Below are 15,180 nucleotides of genomic sequence, written 5' to 3'. Positions count from 1 at the left end.
CACTCGCGCCCAGCGCTGTGCACCCCTCCGTGACGATGCGGACGCGCAGGGAATACGGGCGCCCTCGAAACTGTCGGAAAGGGCATGAACGTGTCGGAATTGCAGTGGGATGAGATCGATCGACGCGCGGTGGACACCGCCCGCCTTCTGGCAGCGGATGCCGTGGAGAAGGTCGGTAACGGCCACCCCGGCACGGCGATGAGCCTCGCGCCCGTCGCCTACCTCCTCTACCAGCGCGTGCTGCGCCACGATCCGACCGACACCGACTGGCTCGGCCGCGACCGCTTCATCCTCTCCGTCGGACACTCGTCGCTCACGCAGTACGTGCAGCTCTACCTCGGCGGCTTCGGCCTCGAGCTCGACGACCTCAAGGCGCTCCGCACCTGGGGCTCGCTCACCCCCGGCCACCCCGAGTACGGCCACACCAAGGGCGTGGAGATCACCACCGGCCCGCTGGGCCAGGGACTCGCCTCCGCCGTAGGCTTCGCCTACGCCGCCCGCTACGAGCGCGGCCTGTTCGACCCCGAGGCAGAGGCGGGCACGAGCCCGTTCGACCACTTCGTCTACGTCATCGCGGGCGACGGCGACCTGCAGGAGGGCGTCACCAGCGAGGCGTCGTCCCTCGCCGGCCACCAGCAGCTCGGCAACCTCATCGCCATCTACGACTCGAACCAGATCTCGATCGAGGACGACACCAACGTCGCCTTCACCGAGGACGTCGCGAAGCGGTACGAGGCCTACGGCTGGCAGGTGCAGGTCGTGGACTGGAAGAAGACCGGCGAGTACGTCGAGGACGTCGCCGAGCTGTACGCCGCGATCGAGGCCGCGAAGGGCGAGACCGACAAGCCGTCGCTCATCATCCTCCGCACCATCATCGGCTGGCCCTCGCCCGGCAAGCAGAACTCCGGCAAGATCCACGGCTCCGCGCTCGGCGCCGACGAGCTGGCCGCCACGAAGAAGGTCCTCGGCTTCGACCCCGAGCAGTCGTTCGTGGTCGCCGACGACGTGATCGCCCACACCCGCGGCCTCGCCGACCGCGCGGCCGAGGAGCGCGCCGCCTGGCAGAAGTCGTTCGACACGTGGGCCGCCGCGAACCCCGAGCGCAAGGCGCTGCTCGACCGTCTCGAGGCCGGCGACCTCCCCGAGGGCCTCGACAACACCGTGCCGGTCTTCGAGGCGGGCAAGGACACCTCCACCCGCTCGGCATCGGGCCAGGTCATCAACGCCCTCGCCGCGCAGCTCCCCGAGCTGTGGGGCGGGTCGGCCGATCTCGCCGAATCGAACCTCACCACGATCAAGGACGCGCCGTCGTTCATCCCCGCCGAGTGGTCGACGCACGAATGGTCGGGCACCCCGTACGGCCGCGTACTGCACTTCGGCATCCGCGAGCACGCCATGGGCGCGATCGTGAACGGCATCGTGCTGCACGGCAAGACCCGCGCCTTCGGCGGCACCTTCCTCATCTTCAGCGACTACATGCGTCCTGCCGTGCGTCTGGCGGCGCTCATGAACGTGCCCAGCGTCTTCGTCTGGACCCACGACTCCGTCGCACTCGGCGAGGACGGTCCGACCCACCAGCCGATCGAGCAGCTCGCGACCCTGCGCGCCATCCCGAACCTCGCGGTCGTCCGCCCGGCAGATGCGAACGAGACCTCAGCGGTCTGGCTCGAGATCCTCCGCCGCCAGGAGGGCCCCGCCGGCCTGGCACTCACCCGCCAGAACATCCCGGTGTTCGAGCGCGGCGAGGGCGCGGCCGAGGGCGAGACCTTCGCCGCGGCGTCGAACGCCGCCCGCGGCGCGTACGTGCTCGCCGAGGCGCCGAACGGAACGCCGGACGTCATCATCATCGCCACCGGTTCCGAGGTCCAGCTGGGCATCGAGGCCCGTCGCCTCCTCGCCGACGAGGGCGTGCAGGTGCGCGTCGTCTCGGCGCCGTCGCTGGAGTGGTTCGCCGAGCAGGACGAGGCGTACCGCGAGAGCGTGCTCCCCGCTTCCGTCACCGCGCGCGTCTCGGTCGAGGCCGGTTCGCCGCTGACGTGGCGCGGCATCGTCGGCGACCGCGGCCGCTCGGTGGGCATCGACCACTTCGGCGCCTCGGCCGACTACAAGACCCTGTTCGAGAAGTTCGGCATCACCACGGAGGCCGTCATCGCGGCCGTTCACGAGACCATCGCCGCACACGGCACCAAGGAGAACGCATGAGCACCCCCACCGCACAGCTCGCCGCCGCCGGAGTCAGCATCTGGCTCGACGACCTCTCGCGCACCCGCATCTCCTCCGGCAACCTGGCCGAGCTGATCGAGTCGCGCAACGTCGTGGGGGTCACCACGAACCCCACGATCTTCGCGAACGCCATCACCGACAAGAACGACACGTCGTACGACGCACAGGTCAGCGAGCTCGCCGCGGCCGGAACGTCGGCGGAGGATGCGGTCTTCGCCGCCACCACCCAGGACGTGGCCGCCGCGCTCGACGTGTTCCGTCCGGTCTGGGAGGCGTCGAACCACGTCGACGGCCGGGTGTCCATCGAGGTCTCCCCCGACCTCGCTCACGACACCGAGGGCACCGTGGCCTCCGCCAAGGAGCTGTGGCAGAAGATCGACCGCCCGAACCTGCTCGTCAAGATCCCCGCGACGAAGGCGGGTCTTCCGGCCATCACCGAAGCGATCGCGAACGGCATCAGCGTCAACGTCACCCTGATCTTCAGCCTCGAGCGGTACGCGGCCGTCATCGACGCGTACCTCACCGGTCTCGAGCGGGCGAAGGACGCGGGTATCGACCTGTCGACGATCCACTCCGTCGCGTCGTTCTTCGTCTCCCGCGTCGACAGCGAGACCGACAAGCGCCTCGACGCCATCGGCACCGAGCAGGCGACCGCCCTGAAGAGCAAGGCCGGTCTCGCGAACGCGCGCCTCGCCTACGAGTTGTTCGAGAAGTCGTTCGCCGAGAAGCGCGCTCAGGATCTGCTCGCCGCCGGCGCGAACCTCCAGCGCCCGCTCTGGGCCTCCACCGGCGTCAAGGACCCCGCTCTGCCCGACACTCTCTACGTGACCGAGCTGGTGGCGGACGGCGTGGTGAACACCATGCCCGAGAAGACGCTCGAGGCGACCTTCGACCACGCGGTCGTCAGCGGTGACACGATCACCGGCGGCTACGACGAGGCCCGCGAGGTCTTCGCCGGGCTGGCCGAGGTCGGCATCGACTTCGACGACGTCACCGAGCTGCTCGAGAAGGAGGGCGTCGCGAAGTTCATCGACTCGTGGCACGACCTGCTCGCTCAGGTCACCGAGGCTCTGGAGGCGCAGCGATGACGTTCTCGATCCACGCCACCGGCGATGCCCGCGTCGCGATCGACGAGGTCGTTCCCGCACTCGTGCGCGACCTGATCGCCTCGCGCCTGACCTCCGGCGACTCCACCCTGTGGGGCCCGGCTGCCGAGTCCGAGGCCGCGATCCGTCTCGGCTGGATCCAGGCCGTGTCCGTCTCGCGCCCCCTGGTCGCCGAGATCGTCGCCCTGCGCGAGGAGCTCGCCGCGAAGGGTGTCACGCGCGTGGTGCTCGCCGGAATGGGCGGCTCGTCGCTCGCGCCCGAGGTCATCTCGCAGACTTCCGGCGTTCCGCTCACCATCCTCGACTCGACCGCTCCCGGCCAGGTGCTCGCGGCGCTCGACCAGGGCCTCGCCGAGACCGTCCTGGTGGTCTCGTCGAAGTCGGGGTCGACGGTCGAGACCGACTCTCAGCGCCGGACGTTCGAGGCCGCCTTCCGCGACCTCGGCATCGACCCCCTCGAGCGGATCGTCGTCGTCACCGACCCGGGCTCGCCGCTCGACGTCTCGGCCCGGGAGAGCGGCTACCGCGTCTTCAACGCCGACCCGAACGTCGGCGGACGCTACTCCGCGCTCACCGCTTTCGGTCTGGTGCCCTCGGGTCTGGCCGGCGTCGACATCTCCGAGCTGCTCGACGAGGCCGAGGCCACGCTGCTCGAGGTCGCCGTCGACTCGGCCGAGAACCCCGCGCTCCGTCTCGCCGCCGCGATCGCGGCGACCAGCCCCCGCCGCGACAAGCTCGGCCTCGTCGAGGACGGCACCCACATCAAGGGTCTGCCCGACTGGATCGAGCAGCTGATCGCCGAGTCCACCGGCAAGGACGGCACGGGCATCCTCCCCGTCGTGCTGCTGCCCGTCTCCCCCGAGGTGGAGCAGACTCCGGCCGACCTGCAGATCGTGCGCCTGGTCGATGACGCGAACGAGTTCCACCTGCACGAGCGCCACGCGGGCGAGGTGCTCGTGAGCGGTTCGCTCGGCGCGCAGCTGATCGTGTGGGAGTACGCCACGGCGATCGCCGGTCGTCTGCTGGGGATCAACCCGTTCGACCAGCCCGACGTCGAGTCGGCGAAGGTCGCAGCCCGCGGGCTGCTCGACGCGCGCCCGGAGCCCACCGCTCCGGCCTTCGTCGAGAACGGCGTCGAGGTGCGCGTCTCCGACCCGCAGCTCGCCGCCGCCGGCACGGTCGAGGGCGTCCTCGACGCGCTCTGGGCCCAGCTCCCCGCCGACGGGTACGTCTCGATCCAGGCGTACGTGAACCGCCTCGACATCCCGCAGCTGCAGGGCCTGCGCGAGCTCGTCGCCGCCGACTCCGGTCGACCGACCACCTTCGGCTGGGGTCCGCGCTTCCTGCACTCCACCGGCCAGTACCACAAGGGCGGACCGGCGCAGGGCGTGTTCCTGCAGATCCTGGAGCGCACCGACGTCGACCTCGAGATCCCGGAGCGTCCGTTCACATTCGGGCAGCTCATCGAGGCGCAGGCCGCCGGCGACGCCGGCGTGCTCGCCGAGCACGGGCGTCCCGTCGTGTCGCTGACGATCACCGACTCGTCGGCCGACGTGCTCACCCTGTTCGAAGCAGCGCAGAAGTAGTCAGCAGGAGAGATCCCCACCGATGTCTGTTCCCCTCTCGCGCGGGCACAACCCGCTGCGCGATCCCGACGACCGCCGTCTCAACAGGATCGCCGGGCCCAGCGCCCTGGTGATCTTCGGCGTCACCGGAGATCTGTCCCGCAAGAAGCTCATGCCCGCGGTGTACGACCTCGCCAACCGCGGCCTGCTGCCCCCCGGGTTCGCCCTCGTGGGCTTCGCACGCCGCGATTGGGAGGACCAGGACTTCGCGCAGGTCGTGTACGAGGCGGTCAAGGAGCACGCCCGTACCCCGTTCCGCGAGGAGACGTGGGCGCAGCTGCTGCAGGGCATCCGCTTCGTGCCGGGCGAGTTCGACAACCCCGAGTCGTTCCAGAAGCTGAAGGCCACGGTCGACCAGCTCGACGTGGAGCGCGGCACGATGGGCAATCACGCCTACTACCTGTCGATCCCGCCGAAGGCGTTCCCGCTGGTCGCGAAGCAGCTCAAGGATTCGGGGCTCGTCGGGGAGGATGCGGATGAGGACTCCCGTTGGCGACGCGTCGTCATCGAGAAGCCGTTCGGGCACGACCTCGAGTCGGCCCGCGCGCTGAACCAGGCCCTCGAGGTCGCGTTCCCCGCCGACTCGATCTTCCGGATCGACCACTACCTCGGCAAGGAGACGGTCCAGAACATCCTGGCCCTGCGTTTCGCGAACGAGCTCTACGAGCCGATCTGGAACCGCAACTACGTCGACCACGTGCAGATCACCATGGCCGAGGACATCGGCGTCGGAGGTCGGGCGGGCTACTACGACGGCATCGGCGCGGCGCGCGACGTCATCCAGAACCACCTCCTCCAGCTGCTCGCGCTCACCGCCATGGAAGAGCCGATCAGCCTCTCGGCCGAGCACCTGCGTGCCGAGAAGGAGAAGGTGCTCGCCGCGGTGCACGTGCCGGACGACCTCGCGCAGGCGACGGCGCGCGGGCAGTACGCCGGCGGATGGCAGGGCGGCGAGGAGGTCACCGGCTTCCTCGACGAGGAGGGCATGAACCCCGAGTCGACGACCGAGACCTACGCCGCCATCAAGCTCGAGATCGACACGCGACGGTGGTCCGGAGTGCCGTTCTACCTGCGCACCGGCAAGCGCCTCGGCCGCCGGGTCACCGAGATCGCCGTCGTCTTCAACCGCGCGCCCCAGCACCTCTTCGGGCGGGGCAACGCATCGGAGCTCGGACAGAACGCCCTGGTCATCCGCGTGCAGCCCGACGAGGGCGTCACCATCCGCTTCGGGTCGAAGGTCCCGGGCAACGGCACCAACGTACGCGACGTGACGATGGACTTCGGGTACGGCCACGCCTTCACCGAGGCGAGCCCGGAAGCCTACGAGCGCCTCATCCTCGACGTCCTTCTGGGCGACCCGCCGCTGTTCCCGCGGCACGAGGAGGTCGAGCTCTCGTGGAAGATCCTCGACCCGGTGGAGAAGTACTGGGCGGCCCAGAACGGCCCCCTCGAGCAGTATGCGCCCGGATCGTGGGGCCCGGCATCCGCCGACGACCTGCTGGCCCGCGACGGACGAGTCTGGAGACGACCGTGATCATCGACCTTCCCGACACGACCGTCAGCCAGGTCGCCAAGCAGCTGGTGAAGGTACGCGAGGAGGGCGGCGCCGTCGCCCTCGGACGCGTGCTGACCCTCGTCATCTCTGCGCGCAACGGCGTGGCCGAGGCCGCGATCGACGCCGCGAACGACGCGTCGCGCGAGCATCCGATGCGGGTGATCGTCCTGACCACCGGCGAGGGCGAGTCGCGCCTCGACGCGCAGATCCGCGTGGGCGGCGACGCCGGCGCGAGCGAGGTCGTCGTGCTGCACGCCTTCGGCGCGGCTGCGAGCAACGAGGAGAGCCTCATCACGGGACTGCTCCTGCCGGATGCTCCGGTCGTGGCCTGGTGGCCCGAGGAGGCGCCGACCGCGCCGTCGTCATCGCCCCTCGGGCGCATCGCGCAGCGACGCATCACCGACGCCGCGACGGCGCACGACGTGCGCGACCGCCTCGCCCTGCTCGGTCGCACCCACGCCCCCGGCGACACCGATCTCGCGTGGACACGGCTGACGCACTGGCGCGAGCAGCTCGCCGCCGTGCTCGACCAGCCGCCGTTCGAGCCGATCACCGCCGTCGAGGTGCGCGGTGCCGCCGCCTCCCCGTCGACCGCACTGCTCGCCGCGTGGCTGCAGTTGGCCCTCGACGTTCCCGTGCGGTGGCACTCCGAGACCCCCGAGACGTGGCACGACGGCATCCGTTCCGTGCGCCTGACCCGGGAGTCCGGCGACATCCTGCTGGAGCGCCCGTCGCCCGGTGTCGCGGTGCTCACGCAGCCCGAGCAGCCCAAGCACGATCTGCACCTTCCGCGCCGTACGTTGCGCGAGTGCCTCGCCGAGGAGCTGCGCCGGCTGGATCCCGACCTCCTGTACGGTCGAGTGATCACCGAGGGCTGGGAGAAGCTGGGCCCGCCCGAGACAGGAGAGTGACCGCCGTGTCGCACACGCAGTCCGCAGAGAAGCGCGTCGTCATCGAGGAGACCGCCGACGATGTCGCGAAGCGGGTGGCGGATCGCTTCCTCACCCGCCTCCGCGCGCGCACGGTGGACGGGCGTCTCGCGCACATCGCCCTGACCGGCGGATCGATGGGCGGCGCCGTGCTGTCGGCCGTCCGCTCCGACCCGCGCGCGGCGGAGATCGACTGGTCTCTCGTGCACTTCTGGTGGGGCGACGAGCGCTTCGTCGCGCACGACGATCCCGATCGCAACGCGCTGCAATCCCGCCACGCGCTCCTCGACCACGTGCCGGTACCCGCCGAGAACATCCACGAGGTGGCCGCGTCCGACAGCGGGCTGACGCTCGACGATGCGGCCGCGGCATACGCCGCCGAGCTCGCGCGCTTCGGTACCGACGAGCACCCCTGGCCGTCGTTCGCCGTGTGCTTCCTGGGCGTCGGCCCCGACGGGCACATCGCATCGCTCTTCCCCGACCGCGAGGAGGTCACGGTGACGGATGCGGCAGCCCTGCCCGTGCGGAACTCGCCCAAGCCCCCGACGGAGCGCGTGACGCTCACCCGCCCGGTGATCAACTCCGCCAAGCGCGTGTGGATGGTGCTGACCGGCGCCGACAAGGCCTCGGCCCTCGGCCTCGCTCTCGCGGGGGCGGCGTATACCAGCGTCCCGGTGGCCGGCGCCCGCGGACGCAAGCGGACCGTCTTCTTCGTCGACGAGGCCGCGGCCTCCGAGGTCTCGCCCGACCTCATCGATCAGGCGTACTGACGCGACGGCCTACGCGCGATACGGACCCTCGGACCCCGGTGCCTCTTCGGTGCCGGGGTTCGTCGTTCCGCCCCCGCTGCCGCGCGGGATGCCGAGGTCTTGGCTGTCACTGAGGACCTGCGGGTGGTAGCGCGCGAGACCGATGACGCCCCAGACCGCCACCGCGCCCGCGACACCGAAGATCACGAGCACCCACGGCGGAGCCGCTGCGGCCTCCCCCAGGATGACCATCCCGATCAGCACGGCGACGAGCGGGTCGACGACCGTGAGCCCGGCGATGACGAGGTCCGGCGGGCCGGAGCTGTACGCCGTCTGCACGAAGTACGCTCCCACCGCCGCCGCGGCGATGAGCGCGATCACGCAGACCGCGGTGATCCACTCGAACTGTCCGGCCTCGATCCGCTTGATGACGGCCTTCGCGAGCGTCGCGACGAAGCCGTAGAGGATGCCCGCGCCGATCACGTAGAACAGGGCGCGCATACGGTGGCGCAGGATGAGCCAGCACGCGCCGAGCACGATGATGACGACGAGCAGGATGACGAGGATCACGAAGAGCTCGCGCTCGGTGATGCCCTGCTCCGTGGCGAAGAGCGCCGCGAAGAAGACGAAGAGGAAGATCCCGCCCACGCAGCAGATGATCGCGGTGATCGATTGCCGGGTCGGTGCGTGCCCGGAGATGCGTGCGTTCAGCAGCGTGGTGATGACGAGAGCGATCGCGCCGAGCGGCTGCACGACGATCAGGGGCGCCTGCACGAGCGCGGCGAGCTGGCACACGATGGCGAGGCCGAGCATGAGAGTGCCCGCGATCCAGGACGGCCGGGTGAGCAGCCGCTTGATCTGATCGAAACTGAGTCCGGACGTGCTGGCATTACCGCTCAGGCGCTCGACCTTCTCGACGCCGCGGTGCTGGTACTGCGCGCCGAGCGACATGAACACCGCGCCCGCGAGGGCCAGCGGGATGCCGAGCAGCAGCCCGGGGTTCTGGAACACGCCGACGAGCTGTTCGCCGACGTCCTCGACACCGTTCACGTGCATGCCCCTGCGATCACCCTACGACCCTACCCGCAGCACCGCGCCGAGTAGGGTTGTGACGTGGCCGTACTCCCGATTCGCATCATGGGCGATCCCGTCCTGCACTCCCCCGCCTCCCCCGTCGACGAGATCACGGACGACATCCGCGCCCTCGTCGCCGACATGTTCGAGACCATGGACACCGCGCCGGGGGTCGGCCTGGCCGCACCTCAGGTGGGCGTGCCGCTGCGCATCTACACGTACACGTACGTCGACGACGACGACCAGCCGTGGCGGGGCGTGCTGATCAACCCCGAATTGTGGATGACTCCGCTCGAGCCCGGAGCCCCCGATCCCGATCTGGAGGCCGAGGGGTGCCTGTCGTTCCCCGGGGAGCGCTTCGCGCTGCGCCGCTCCGAGCGGGTGCGGGTGACGGGTCTCGACCTCGACGGACGGACCGTGGAGATCGAAGTCGACGGCTGGCGCGCGCGCATCATGCAGCACGAGTTCGACCACCTCGACGGCATCCTGTACGTCGACCGCCTCGACGACGGCGACTGGAAGACCGTGCAGAAGATCGCCCGGAAACGCGGGTGGGGCCGGCCGGGCGCGAGCTGGATGCCGGGCGTCGACGATCTCGAAGGCTGAATTCCCAGCCCCGACATAGGCTTCGTGGAGTTGCGTCACAGCTTCGTGCCCCTATAGCGTTTTGTTAGCCGGTATTCGTATCTCCGGCTCATCGACGACTTCCAGAGGGGACCTCACCATGAAGATGCGCACGCGACGCGCACTCGCCCTGGCCGGCTCGGCCGTGGCTCTGTCCATCGCCCTGACCGGCTGCAGCGCCCTGAACGGCATCCTGGGCAGCGGTTCGGGCGACGCGAACCGCGACGAGGAGTCGGGGCAGGTCACCGAGAGCGCGAACATCGACATCTTCGCCCTCAAGGTCGGCGACTGCAAGATGGAGAGCCCGAGCGGCCTCATCCAGGACGCCGACGTTGTGCCGTGTGCCGAGCCGCACGACGAAGAGGTCTACCACGAGATCACGATGGACGACGGCGAGTACTCCGAAGACGCGATCAACACCGCGAGCGAGGAGTGCATCGGCGATGCATACACGCAGTTCGTGGGCGTGAGCTACGACCAGTCGACCCTCGAGGTCTACCCGATCACCCCGACCAAGGACACCTGGGAGCAGCTCGACGACCGCCTCGTGCAGTGCGTGATCGTCGACCCTGCGGGTCAGGTCGAGGGATCGCTGAAGGGCGCCGCGCGCTGACCCTCCCCCCGCATGCACGAAGGGCCCCGTCCTCGACGGGGCCCTTCGTGCATCTGTGCATCTGCGCTACCGCCGGGTATCCGCCCGCAGGTCGATCCGACGCAGCAGCTGGGCGTTGAGCGCGACGATCACGGTCGACAACGACATGAGCACGGCCCCCACCGACATGGGCAGCACGAACCCCACCGGTGCCAGCACGCCGGCGGCCAGCGGAACCGAGATCAGGTTGTACCCCGCCGCCCACCACAGGTTCTGTCGCATCTTCCGATACGCCGCGCTCGACAGGTCGATGATCGCGAGCACGGCACGCGGGTCGGAGCTGGCCAGCACCACCCCGGCCGACGCGATCGCGACGTCGGTGCCGGCCCCGATCGCGATGCCCACGTCGGCCTGCGCGAGCGCGGGGGCGTCGTTGACGCCGTCCCCGACCATGGCGACCCGCCGGCCCTCCTGTTGCAGCGCAGCGACCCGTGCGGCCTTGTGCTCGGGGCGGACTCCGGCGAACACCCGGTCGATGCCGACCTCGGCGGCAACGGTCTGAGCAACCGCGGGCGCATCCCCCGTGATCATGACCACGTCGATGCCGCGGGCGCGCAGCGCGGCGACCGCGTCGCCGGCCTCGGGCCGCACGGCATCGGCCAGCGCGAGACCCCCGACCACGCGCCCGTCGACGGCGACGTGCAGAATGATCGCTCCGCGCTCTCGCCACCCCGCAGCCTCGGGCACCTCTTCGGCGCCGAGTTCGTCGAGCAGGGCAGGCCCGCCCACGCGCACCGAGCGCCCCTCGACGTGCGCCGTCACGCCGACGGCGGGTGCGGAGACGAACCCCGACGACACGGGCACCGCGATGCCGCGGTCTGCCGCAGCGCGCACGATGGCGCGTGCCAGCGGATGCTCGCTGTCGGCCTCGGCGGCGGCCGCGAGCCGCAGCACACTGCGCTCGTCGGCCGGGGCCAGCGGCGCGACGTCGACGACGACCGGCTCGCCCGCTGTCAACGTCCCGGTCTTGTCGAAGAGCACGGTGTCGACGGTGCGCATGCTCTCGAGAGCGAGACGATCGGTCACGAGGATCCCGGCCCGCGCCGCCCGCTCGGTCGCGATCGAGACCACGAGCGGGATCGCGAGACCCAGCGCATGGGGACAGGCGATCACGAGCACCGTGATGCTGCGCACGACTGCCGAATCGACATCGCCGATCGCGGTCCACACGATCGCCGTGACGACCGCCGCGACGAGCGCGAACCAGAACAACAGGGCCGCGGCGCGATCGGCGATGCGCTGCGCACGTGATGTCGATGCCTGCGCATCCGCCACGAGCCGACGGATGCCGGCCAGCGCCGTGTCGTCGCCGACCGCCGTGACCTCGACACGCACACCGCTGTCCGTGGCCACCGTCCCCGCGGTCACCGCGTCGCCCACGGTGCGGGTCACGGGGCGCGACTCCCCGGTGATCATCGATTCGTCGATCGCGGCTTCGCCCTCGACGACCTGACCGTCCGCAGGGATGCTCCCACCCGGGCGTACGACCACGACGTCGCCGATGCGCAGCGCCGACGGAGCGACGACGACGGTGGCCTCGCCCTCGACGCGTTCGGCCTCATCGGGCAGCAGAGCGGCGAGCGAGTCGAGCGCCGAGGTGGTCTGGGCCAGGGACCGCATCTCGATCCAGTGCCCGAGCAGCATGATCACGATGAGCAGGGCGAGCTCCCACCAGAACTCCAGCTCATGGTGGAGGGTTCCGAGCGTCGCGCCCCACGACGCGAGGAAGGCGACCGTGATCGCGAGTCCGATCAGCAGCATCATGCCCGGGCGGCGTGCGCGGACCTCGTGGACCGCGCCCTGCAGGAACGGCCACCCGCCCCAGACGTACATGACCGAACCGAGCACGGGCGCGACGAGCCGCGGCCATCCCGCGGGGACCTCGTAGCCGATGATCATCGCAAACATCGGCGACAGCAGCACCACCGGCACGGCCAGGGCGAGGTTGATCCAGAAGAGCCGTCGGAACTGCCCGGCGTGGTCGCCGTGACCCGCGTGACCGCCGTGACCCGCGTTCCCGCCGTGACCCGCGTGACCGCCTTGGCCCGAGTCCCCACTGTGATCGGCGTGACCGCCGTGACCGGTGTGATCGGCGTGGTTCCCGTGCGCCACGTGGCCGACGTGCGCCTGATGGCCGCTCATGACCGCTCCTCTCGCTCGACGATGCTTCGGAACCCGCGCAGGCGCAGACTGTTGCCCACGACGAACACGCTCGACAACGCCATGGCTGCGCCGGCGAGCATCGGGTTCAGCAGGCCGACGGCCGCGATGGGGATCGCCGCGACGTTGTACGCGAACGCCCAGAAGAGGTTCACACGGATCGTCCCCAGCGTGCGCCGCGAGAGGCGCACCGCGTCGACGGCAGCGCGCAGATCTCCGCGGACGAGGGTGATGTCGGATGCCTCGATCGCCGCATCCGTTCCCGTGCCCATCGCGAGCCCGAGATCGGCCTGCGCCAGCGCCGGCGCGTCATTGACCCCGTCTCCGACCATCGCCACTGTGCGTCCCTGCCTTTGGAGGCGGGAGACGACGTCGACCTTCTCATCGGGGAGCACCTCGGCGATCACCTCGTCGATGCCCACCTGACGAGCGATCTCGGCCGCGACCTGCGCGTTGTCGCCGGTGAGGAGGATCGGGGTGAGGCCTTCCCGGCGCAGACCGGCGACCGCCTCGGCACTGGTCGCCTTCACCCCGTCCGCCACGGCGAGCAGGCCGCGCACACGGCCGTCCCACGCCACCACGACGACCGTGTGGCCCCGCGTCTCGGCATCATGCTGAGCGGCGGTCAGGGCGGGACTGCGGTGCAGCCGTCGCTCATCGAGCAGCGACGCCCGGCCGACGACAGCGGTGCGGTCCTCGACACGCCCCTCCACGCCCCGCCCGACCAGCGCGACGAAGTCGTGGACGATCGGCAGGGCGTGCCCTTCCGCGCGCGCCGCGTCGGCGATGGCGCGGGCGATGGGGTGCTCGGACGCATCCTCGAGGGCGCCGGCGACCTCCAGCAGCTCCGAGCGGGTGGTCCCCTCCTCGGTGACGACGTCGACGAGCTCCATGCGTCCCGTCGTGACCGTTCCGGTCTTGTCGAGGACGACGGTGTCGATGTGCCGTGCCGACTCCAGGACCTCGGGGCCCGAAATGAGGATGCCGAGCTGGGCGCCGCGCCCCGTGCCGACCAGGAGAGCGGTCGGCGTCGCCAGTCCGAGCGCGCACGGGCACGCGATGACGAGCACCGCGACGGCGGCCGTGACCGCACTCACCACCGGCAGCCCGAGAAGCAGCCAGGAGGCGAGCACGACGACGGCGACGGCGAGCACGATCGGCACGAAGATCGCCGACACCCGGTCGGCGAGCCGCTGCACCTCGGCCTTGCCCGTCTGCGCCTCTTCGACGAGCCGGGCCATGCGCGCGAGCTGCGTGTCGCCCCCGATGCGGGTGGCGCGCACGACCAGGCGTCCGCCGGAGTTGAGCGTGGCCCCGGTCACCCCGTCGCCAGGGCGCACGTCCACCGGAACCGACTCCCCCGTCATCAGCGATGCGTCGACGGCGGACTCCCCCGACACGACGATCCCGTCGGTGGCGATCTTCTCACCCGGCCGCACGACGAACTCGTCGCCGACGCGCAGCCGGCCGACGGGGATGCGGACCTCGGACCCGTCTCGCAGCACGGCCACGTCCTTCGCCCCCAGCTCGAGCAGCGTGCGGAGGGCGGCGCCGGCGCGGCGCTTGGCGCGCTTCTCGAAGTAGCGGCCGGCGAGCAGGAAGGTCGTCACCCCGGCGGCGACCTCGAAGTAGATCGCGGATGCCCCGTCCGACGGCGTCAGGGCCAGCGAGAACTCGTGGCGCATGCCCGGCATCCCGGCCGTGCCGAAGAACAGCGCATACAGCGACCACAGGAACGCCGCTCCGGTGCCGAGCGAGACGAGCGTGTCCATCGTCGCGGCACCGTGTCGCAGATTGACCCACGCGGCGCGGTGGAAGGGCCATCCGCCCCACAGCACGACCGGCGCCGCGAGGACCAGGGACGCCCACTGCCAGAACGCGAACTGGAGAGGCGGGATCATCGCCATCGCGATCACCGGGAGGGTGAGGACGGCCGACACGATCAGCCGCCTGCGGAGCATCCGCAGCTCGACGCCGTCGGACCCGGAGCGCTCGTCGTCGTCGGCGCGAGCGGGAGCGGACGCGGTGTAGCCCGCCTTCTCGATCGCGGCGACGAGGGTCGCCGGGTCGTATCCGAGCGGTGCCCTGACGGTGGCCTTCTCGGTCGCGTAGTTCACCGTCGCCGTCACGCCGTCGAGCCGGTTGAGAGTCCGCTCGATGCGGTTCGCGCAGGAGGCGCAGGTCATGCCGCCGATCTCGAGGTCGACCGGCTCGGTCGCCGTGTCCATCAGGCGCGAGCGGCCGTGTAACCGGCCTCCGAGACCGCGGCGACGACCTGAGCGTCGTCGAGCGGCGCCGTGCACGTCACCCTCAGCACGCCGGTCTGCGCGCTGACCTCGATCGCCTCCACGCCCGGCACCTGCTCGACCTCTTCGCGGACCGACATCTCGCAGTGCGCGCAGGTCATTCCGGTGACGGTGTACTCGATGGTCTGGCTGCCCATGGCTGCTCCTTCGTTCAAAATAGATACCCCAGGGGGGTAT

General features: G+C 70.5%; 12 protein-coding genes. 8 read left to right on the top strand and 4 right to left on the bottom strand.

The features are described from left to right. Positions 1 to 90: 90 nt before the first annotated feature. From tkt to pgl, 6 genes are read left to right on the top strand one after another with little or no spacing between them, the layout of a single operon-like run. Positions 91 to 2,202, top strand: a complete 2,112-nt coding sequence (gene tkt / locus AC3A3J_RS09225; protein WP_487673088.1) for a transketolase — start codon at positions 91 to 93, stop codon at positions 2,200 to 2,202. Next, a complete protein-coding gene (gene tal, locus AC3A3J_RS09220) occupies positions 2,199 to 3,311 on the top strand; it encodes a transaldolase (RefSeq protein WP_487671998.1) in 1,113 nt (370 codons plus the stop codon). The genes tkt and tal overlap by 4 nt, the downstream gene beginning before the upstream one ends. Further along, positions 3,308 to 4,915: a glucose-6-phosphate isomerase gene (locus AC3A3J_RS09215; RefSeq protein ID WP_487671997.1), complete on the top strand. Its 1,608-nt coding sequence runs from the start codon at positions 3,308 to 3,310 to the stop codon at positions 4,913 to 4,915. The genes tal and AC3A3J_RS09215 overlap by 4 nt, the downstream gene beginning before the upstream one ends. Before the next feature lie 22 nt (positions 4,916 to 4,937). Further along, positions 4,938 to 6,488 carry a glucose-6-phosphate dehydrogenase gene (gene zwf / locus AC3A3J_RS09210; RefSeq protein WP_487671996.1) on the top strand — a complete coding sequence of 517 codons (1,551 nt, stop codon included), beginning with the start codon at positions 4,938 to 4,940 and terminating at the stop codon, positions 6,486 to 6,488. Further along, complete coding sequence (locus AC3A3J_RS09205) at positions 6,485 to 7,420, top strand: glucose-6-phosphate dehydrogenase assembly protein OpcA (protein WP_487671995.1); 936 nt, start codon at positions 6,485 to 6,487, stop codon at positions 7,418 to 7,420. The genes zwf and AC3A3J_RS09205 overlap by 4 nt, the downstream gene beginning before the upstream one ends. A 5-nt stretch (positions 7,421 to 7,425) precedes the next feature. Then, on the top strand, positions 7,426 to 8,208 hold the full coding sequence (pgl, locus tag AC3A3J_RS09200; RefSeq protein ID WP_487671994.1) for a 6-phosphogluconolactonase: 783 nt from the start codon (positions 7,426 to 7,428) through the stop codon (positions 8,206 to 8,208). A 9-nt stretch (positions 8,209 to 8,217) separates the two neighbouring features. Here the strand turns inward: pgl and AC3A3J_RS09195 are convergent, their stop codons facing one another. After that, the gene (locus AC3A3J_RS09195) at positions 8,218 to 9,243 is read right to left on the bottom strand and encodes a DMT family transporter (protein ID WP_487671993.1); all 1,026 of its coding nucleotides are present in this window, start codon (positions 9,241 to 9,243) and stop codon (positions 8,218 to 8,220) included. Positions 9,244 to 9,300: 57 nt separating this feature from the next. Here AC3A3J_RS09195 and def point away from each other — a divergent pair, with 57 nt between their 5' ends. After that, on the top strand, positions 9,301 to 9,867 hold the full coding sequence (gene def, locus AC3A3J_RS09190) for a peptide deformylase (RefSeq protein WP_487671992.1): 567 nt from the start codon (positions 9,301 to 9,303) through the stop codon (positions 9,865 to 9,867). A gap of 118 nt (positions 9,868 to 9,985) precedes the next feature. Further along, a complete protein-coding gene (locus AC3A3J_RS09185) occupies positions 9,986 to 10,498 on the top strand; it encodes a septum formation family protein (protein WP_487671991.1) in 513 nt (170 codons plus the stop codon). A 66-nt stretch (positions 10,499 to 10,564) separates the two neighbouring features. On the opposite strand, the gene AC3A3J_RS09180 is transcribed toward AC3A3J_RS09185, so the two are convergent. Genes AC3A3J_RS09180 through AC3A3J_RS09170 form a run of 3 tightly spaced genes read right to left on the bottom strand, consistent with a single transcriptional unit; the run spans position 10,565 to position 15,140 of the window. Further along, positions 10,565 to 12,679 carry a heavy metal translocating P-type ATPase gene (locus AC3A3J_RS09180; RefSeq protein ID WP_487671990.1) on the bottom strand — a complete coding sequence of 705 codons (2,115 nt, stop codon included), beginning with the start codon at positions 12,677 to 12,679 and terminating at the stop codon, positions 10,565 to 10,567. Continuing rightward, positions 12,676 to 14,925: a heavy metal translocating P-type ATPase gene (locus tag AC3A3J_RS09175; RefSeq protein ID WP_487671989.1), complete on the bottom strand. Its 2,250-nt coding sequence runs from the start codon at positions 14,923 to 14,925 to the stop codon at positions 12,676 to 12,678. The genes AC3A3J_RS09180 and AC3A3J_RS09175 overlap by 4 nt, the downstream gene beginning before the upstream one ends. Then, the gene (locus AC3A3J_RS09170; RefSeq protein ID WP_487671988.1) at positions 14,925 to 15,140 is read right to left on the bottom strand and encodes a heavy-metal-associated domain-containing protein; all 216 of its coding nucleotides are present in this window, start codon (positions 15,138 to 15,140) and stop codon (positions 14,925 to 14,927) included. The genes AC3A3J_RS09175 and AC3A3J_RS09170 overlap by 1 nt, the downstream gene beginning before the upstream one ends. Positions 15,141 to 15,180 lie beyond the last annotated feature (40 nt).

Source organism: Microbacterium sp. Soil_N32 (genome assembly GCF_057655505.1).
The sequence above is the reverse complement of the archived record's forward strand: the minus strand, read 5'-3'. Positions and strand labels throughout refer to the sequence as shown.

Coding starts and splice junctions, on each gene's coding strand:
- AC3A3J_RS09175 (WP_487671989.1), bottom strand. CDS start 14,925: ATGGACACGGCGACCGAGCCGGTCGACCTCGAGATCGGCGGCATGACC.
- AC3A3J_RS09215 (WP_487671997.1), top strand. CDS start 3,308: ATGACGTTCTCGATCCACGCCACCGGCGATGCCCGCGTCGCGATCGAC.
- AC3A3J_RS09180 (WP_487671990.1), bottom strand. CDS start 12,679: ATGAGCGGCCATCAGGCGCACGTCGGCCACGTGGCGCACGGGAACCAC.
- AC3A3J_RS09185 (WP_487671991.1), top strand. CDS start 9,986: ATGAAGATGCGCACGCGACGCGCACTCGCCCTGGCCGGCTCGGCCGTG.
- tal (WP_487671998.1), top strand. CDS start 2,199: ATGAGCACCCCCACCGCACAGCTCGCCGCCGCCGGAGTCAGCATCTGG.
- AC3A3J_RS09170 (WP_487671988.1), bottom strand. CDS start 15,140: ATGGGCAGCCAGACCATCGAGTACACCGTCACCGGAATGACCTGCGCG.
- zwf (WP_487671996.1), top strand. CDS start 4,938: ATGTCTGTTCCCCTCTCGCGCGGGCACAACCCGCTGCGCGATCCCGAC.
- AC3A3J_RS09195 (WP_487671993.1), bottom strand. CDS start 9,243: ATGCACGTGAACGGTGTCGAGGACGTCGGCGAACAGCTCGTCGGCGTG.